We start from the raw sequence: 6,079 nt of genomic DNA, 5'->3' as shown, positions 1-6,079 counted from the left end.
CGCCCCCCCAGGCCGGCCGCGCGGGGCGCAGCGTGGGCCCCGCCCCGCCAGCGGCGCGCGCGCCTGCGCCAAGGCTGCGTCCTGGTCGCCGGCCAGCAGCTGCGGGATGTCGGCGGCGGCGCCGGCCAGCTGGCGCTGCAGGCCGCCGAGGTAGAGCAGCAGGCGAGCGTTGTCGATGCCGAGGCGGCGCGCGGTCGCCTGCGGGTCTTCCGCGGCGGAAGCACCGCCGGATGGCGCGAGGCGCCCCAGGTGCTCGCTGACCCGGGCATGGTCGAAGGGCTTGACGATGTAGCCGTCGGCGCCGAGGCTGAGCGCCTGCTCCATGCTGGCGGCGTCGCCGGCGGCCGACACCAGCACGAAGGGCAAGCCGGCGAAGCGGGCGTCGGCCCGGACCCGCGCCAGCAATTCCATGCCCGACAGGCGCGGCATGCGCAGGTCGCAGAACACGATCGCGGGTGCGGCCCCCTCCAGCAGCCGGGTCCAGCCCTCCTCGCCATCCTCGGCTTCCAGCACGTCAAAGGCGCCGGCGCCGTCGACCAGGTGCATCAGCACCATGCGCGACACCACGTCGTCGTCGACGATCAGGACACGCCTGGCATCTTCTTCAAAATATTGTTTCATGGCACATTATAATGAGCTCATACGGTGCTGGCCTCGAAGCGCGCGAGCAATGCCAGCAGCTGCGGCAAGCGCCGCCGCACGTTGTCGAGGCGGCCGGCGTCGGCTTCCCGTTCGAGTTCGCCGCACAGCGCGTGCAGGCCGTCCTCGCCCAGGTAGCCGGCACTGCCGCGCATGCCGTGCAGCAGGCGGCCGGCGGCATCGGGGTCGCCGGCGTCGAGCGCCGCCTGCAGGTCGGCGCGGCGGCGCGGCAGGTCGGCCGTGAAGGCGCTGCGCATGCGCTCCTGCAGGCCGGTCGGCGCGGGTGCGGGCGCGTCCGGCAGCGCCCCGGTGAACACGCCGAACATTGCATCCAGGTCGGCGGTGCTGGGCACCGGCGCGGCGCCTGCCGCAGGCGCACGCGTCTCGCGCGGCGGCATCGGCGCCAGCGGAATGCCGCGCTGCAGCTGGCGTTCGATGGCGCGCGTCAGGTAATAGTGCAGCTGGGTGTCGTCGATCGGCTTGGTGAGGAAGGCATCCATGCCGCAGGCCAGGTAGCGCGAGCGGTCTTCCTCGCTGACGTTGGCGGTGAGCGCGACGATCATCAGGTGCTGGTCGATCACCGGCGCGTCGCGCGAGCCGCCTTCGCGGATCAGGCGGGTGGCGCTGGCGCCGTCCATCTCGGGCATGCGGCCGTCCATCAGGATCATGTCGTAGCGCGTGTGGGCGCAGGCCCGCACCGCCAGCAGGCCGTTGTCGACCACGTCGACCTGGTGCCCCAGCTCTTCCAGCATCATGCGCACGATGATCTGGTTGGTCGGGTAATCCTCGGCGCACAGCACGCGCAGGCGGTGGGTGTGCGGCTGGCGCGGGGCATCCGACAGCACCGGCGGCGCTACCCCGTCGGCCAGCGGCAGCAGCACGCTGAAGGTCGAACCGGAGCCGGGCGTGCTGACGGCGCCGATGCTGCCGCCCATCAGGTCGACCAGTTGGCGGCAGATCGCCAGGCCCAGGCCGGTGCCGCCGTAGCGCCGGGTGGTGGTGGCGTCGGCCTGCTCGAACTGCTGGAACAGGCGCGGCAGCGCATCGGCGGCGATACCGATGCCGGTGTCTTCCACCGAGAAGCGGATCATGTTGCGGCCGGCCGCATCCCACTGGTCTTGCTGGCGGCGCTCGACACGCACCGTGACCTGGCCGCTGTGGGTGAACTTGAAGGCATTGCCGACCAGGTTCACCAGGATCTGGCGCAGCCGGGTCGGATCGCCTTCCACGAAGCGCGGCAGGTCGGGGTCGAGGTGCAGCGCGAAGCCGACGCTGAGGGCCCCGGCCTGCTCCTCGAACAGCGTGACCACCTGGCCGATGGTCTCGTCGAGCGCGAAGTCGATGTGCTCGATGGTCAGCTTGCCGGCCTCGATCTTGGAAAAGTCGAGCAGGTCGTTGATGATCGCCAGCAGCGACTCGGCGTTCGCCTGGCCGCGCAGGATCTGCTCGCGCGTGGATGCCTTCAATTGCCCGTCGCGCAGCGCGAAGCCGAGCATGCCGATCACGCCCGCCAGCGGGGTGCGCATCTCGTGGCTCATGTTGGCCAGGAATTCGGATTTCTGGCGCGTCGCATCCTCGGCGCGCTGCTTGGCCAGGTACAGGCCCTCCTCGTTTTCCTTGAGCGCGTTGTTGGCGCGCGCCAGCTCGTCGGTGCGGCGCCGGACCTGGCGCTGCTGCTCGCGCAGCTCCTCGGTCTGGCGCTCCAGCAGGCGGTTCTGCTGCTCGATCTTTTCGGTGCGCACGCCGACCTGGTGCTCGAGCAGGTCCTTCTGGCGGCGCAGGCCATCCAGGCGCACGCGGTAGGCGCCGTAGCAGATGCCGCCCACCAGCAGCGCGCCCAGGCTGCGGAACCACCAGGTCTTCCAGTACGGCGGCAGGATGGTGATATCGATGCTGGCAGCGGCGTCGCTCCACACGCCGTCCTTGTTGGCGGCGCGCACCTCGAAACTGTAGGTGCCCGGATCGAGGTTGGTATAGGTGGCGAAGCGCTTGCCGGCGTCGGCGCTGATCCACTCCTGGTCGAAGCCGGACAGGCGGTAGGCGAAGCGGTTGCGGCCCGGCGCGGCAAAGTGCAGCGCCGAGAATTCCAGCGAGAACACCGAGTCCGACGCCGGCAGCGTGACCCCGCCGACGCGCTCGATCGGTCCCTGCAGCAGTCCGGGGTGGGCCAGCTGCACCGGCTGGCCGAAGATCTGCAGCCCGGTGATCACCGCGCGCGGCGCGATCGAGTTGTCGTGCAGGGCGCGCGGGTTGAAGGCGGTGATGCCGTTGTTGCCGCCGAAGTAGAGCGTGCCGTCCGGCGTGCGCAGGCTTGACGCGTCGAAATAGGCGCCTTCGATGGTGCCGTCTGCCGAGTTGTAGTTGCGCCAGATGCCGCTGACCGGGTCCAGCCGCGACAGTCCGCTCGATGTGCTGACCCACAGGAAGCCGTCGAGGTCTTCCTGCAGCGCGGCGACGGCGTCGTCTTCCATGCCCTCGCGCCGCGTGTAGCGCTGGAAGCGCGGGGTGCCGTCAGTCGCGATCACCATCTTGTTCAGGCCGACCGCGGTACCGATCCACAGCGTGCCGTGGCGGTCTTCCAGCAGGTAATGTACTTCGTCGTGGCTGAGGCTGGCCGCGTCGTTGGGGTCGTGGCGGAAATGGCGGAACCTGCCGCTGGCGCGGTCGAGCAGGTCGAGGCCGTCGAAGGTGCCGACCCACAGCCGCCCCTGGCGGTCTTCCAGCATCGGCCGCACCACGTTGTCGGCCAGGCTGGTGCTGGAGGCCGGGTCGTGCTGCCAGGTGGTCAGCGCGCCGTGGATGCCGCCGCTGCGCGGATCCAGCCGGTGCAGGCCACCGCGGCTGGCGATCCACACCACGCCGTCGCGCGTGACCAGCAGGTTGCGCACGTTGTTGGCATCGACGTCCTTCGACAGGCTGCGCCGCGCGATGCGCCCGCTGGCCGGGTCGAGCCGCGCCAGGCCGTTGCGGGCGCCGACCCAGACCGCGCCGTCCGCCCCGAGCGCGACCGCGGTGGCCATGGCGTCGCCGGTGAGGCCGGCGGTCACGGGCGCCAGGCGCCAGGCCGTGTCCTCGCCGCTGGCCGGGTCGAAGCGGTGCAGCCCGCCGTTGGTGGCCAGCCACAGCTTGCCGGCGCTGTCGCCGACGATGCCGCGCACCTTGTTGTCTTCCAGCGCGATAGGCGAATCCTCGCCGCGCACGATGCGCGCGAAGCCGCCGCTGCCCATGTCGGCGCGCGACACCCCGCCGTACCAGGTGCCGACCCAGAAAGTGCCGACGCGGTCGGCGTACAGCGCCGACACCTGGTTGTCGCCCAGGCTGTAGCTGTCGGTGATGCGGTGCGGATGGTGGGCGAAGGTGCCGGCCGCGGCCTGCCAGCGGTACAGGCCGCGGTCGTGCGAACCGACCCAGATCTGGCGCCCGGCGTCCTGGTACAGCACGCTGATCTCGCCGGCCGGCATGCCCTCCCCCAGCCCGAAGCGGTGCAGCTCGCCCGACTGGCCCAGCGGCAGGCGCTCCAGGCCGCCCATGCTGCCGACCCACAGGTGCTGCTCGGGGTCGACCAGCAGCGCCTGGATGACGTCGTAGGCGCCGCCCTGCGGCGACGGGTGGTGGCGGAAATGGGCCCGGTCCGGCCCCAGGCTGTCCAGCCCCAGCGACGATCCGATCCACAGGCGCCCGCGCGCATCCAGCGCCAGCGAAGTCAGCTTGTCCGAGGCCAGGCTGTCGGCCACGCCCGGCACATGGTGCCAGATCGTGAAGCGGCCGCTGCCGATGTCGAAATGCTGCAAGCCGTCGGCGGTGGCCAGCCACAAGCCGTCCTTGCCGTCGTCGAGGATGGCGCGGATGTGACGGTTGCCGTTGCCGCGCTTGGCCGGTTCGCTCGGCTGGAAATGGGTGAAGGAACCGGTGCTGGGCTCGAAGCGGTCCAGGCCGCCGTCGGTGCCGATCCACAGCCGGCCCTTGCGGTCGACGTAGAGCACGCGCACCCAGTTGTTGATCAGCGTCTTGGGGTCGCCGATGACGTTGCGGTAGCTGGTAAAACGGTAGCCGTCGTAGCGCGACAGGCCGGACTGGGTGCCGAACCACATGAAGCCTTCCGAATCCTGCACGATCGCCAGGACCGATTCCTGGAGCAGCCCGTTTTCGACCGACAGGTGCTCGAAGCGCAGGGTCGGCACCGGGGCGGCCTGCGCCGGTGCCAGCAACACCAGCAGCAATGCCAGCGTGGCGAAAAGAAAGCGCCGGATCATGCGAAGAACTCCAGTACGTCGTCGCGCCGGGCGTACGTGTCTTCCCGCCCCAGCGCCATCAGTTCGCGCGTGTAGCCCGGCTCGAACAGCAGATAGGAGGCGAGCGCCGCGCCGCGCGCCTCGGTGGCGCCGATCCCGGCCAGCAGCGTGCGCACCGGCCCCGGCAGGTCGTGGGTATGGCGGGCGGCGATGTCGTCGAGGCGCTCGGACGGCGCGATCACCAGCAGCGCCACCGGGCGCAGCGGGGTGCGCGCCAGCAGCTCGCGCGGCAGCATGGCCAGGGTCTGGTTGACGCGGTTCAGGCGCTCGATGTCGGCCGCCAGGCTGTCGAGGAAGATCGAGGACAGCGCGTGCCCGGCGATCTGCGCCAGGCTGGGATAGCGCACGCGGGCGCTGTCCATGGTGCGCTCCTCCGATTCGCTCATGCGCCCGGCGCCGACCACCAGCACCCGCGTCGCGCCGAGGTGGATCGCCGGCGAGATCGGCGCCAGCTGGCGCATCGAGCCGTCGCCGCAGTATTCGAGGCGCCCGTCCAGGTACAGCGGCACCGCCGGAAAGATGAAAGGCAGCGCGCTCGACGCCAGCAGGTGCTCGACGCCGATCTGGTTGGCCAGCGCGACCCGCTGGTGGCGCCGCCACGGTTCGACCGGGCGCGCGCTCTGGTAAAAGGTAACGTGGTTGCCGCCGCTGTAGGACGAGGCGGTGACGGCCAGCGCATCCAGGTGCCCGGCCTCGAGCGCGGCGTCCAGGCGCGGCAGGTCGAGCATGCGGTGCAGCAGGCCGGCCAGCGGCGTGTTGTCGAGCAGGGAATTGGGCGGCGCCGCGTGCCAGCTGCGCAGCAGCCAGCCGAAGGAGAGCAGCGACAGCCAGCGTGCGCCGGAGCGCAGCACGGCAATCGAATCGGCGCGGTAGACCTGGTGCGCGGCGATATCGTTCCAGGTGGCGCACAGGCCGTCGACGGCATCGCCGAAGTCGTCGGCACGGCAGGCCAGGCCGGTAGTATTGATGGCGCCGGCCGAGGTGCCGCACACGATCGCGAACGGATTGCGCGCGGCCGGCCAGCCCGCCTCCGCCAGGATGCGGGAAATCGCCTGCAAGACCCCGGCCTGGTAGGCCGCCCGGGCACCGCCTCCACTAAGGATCAGCCCGGTTTTATGCGCAATATCCACACGGCAAGGTTAGCAAAC

The 6,079-nt window shown here is 70.8% G+C and carries 3 protein-coding genes; all 3 read right to left on the bottom strand.

Annotated elements, in window-relative coordinates:
* Window positions 1–621 (bottom strand): response regulator (locus tag U1H99_RS22515; RefSeq protein ID WP_323143942.1); only part of this gene is annotated, 621 nt, incomplete at its 3' end.
* A 17-nt stretch (window positions 622–638) separates the two neighbouring features.
* Window positions 639–4,892: a hybrid sensor histidine kinase/response regulator gene (locus U1H99_RS22510; RefSeq protein WP_323143941.1), complete on the bottom strand. Its 4,254-nt coding sequence runs from the start codon at window positions 4,890–4,892 to the stop codon at window positions 639–641.
* Window positions 4,889–6,061 carry a patatin-like phospholipase family protein gene (locus U1H99_RS22505; RefSeq protein ID WP_323143940.1) on the bottom strand — a complete coding sequence of 391 codons (1,173 nt, stop codon included), beginning with the start codon at window positions 6,059–6,061 and terminating at the stop codon, window positions 4,889–4,891. Before U1H99_RS22505 ends, U1H99_RS22510 begins: the two co-directional genes overlap by 4 nt.
* Window positions 6,062–6,079: the final 18 nt, after the last annotated feature.

It is taken from the genome of Massilia phyllosphaerae, from assembly GCF_034659755.1.
Lineage (GTDB): Bacteria > Pseudomonadota > Gammaproteobacteria > Burkholderiales > Burkholderiaceae_D > Telluria > Telluria phyllosphaerae.
Note: the sequence above shows the minus strand (reverse complement) of the source record. Positions and strands in the feature narration are given on the sequence as shown.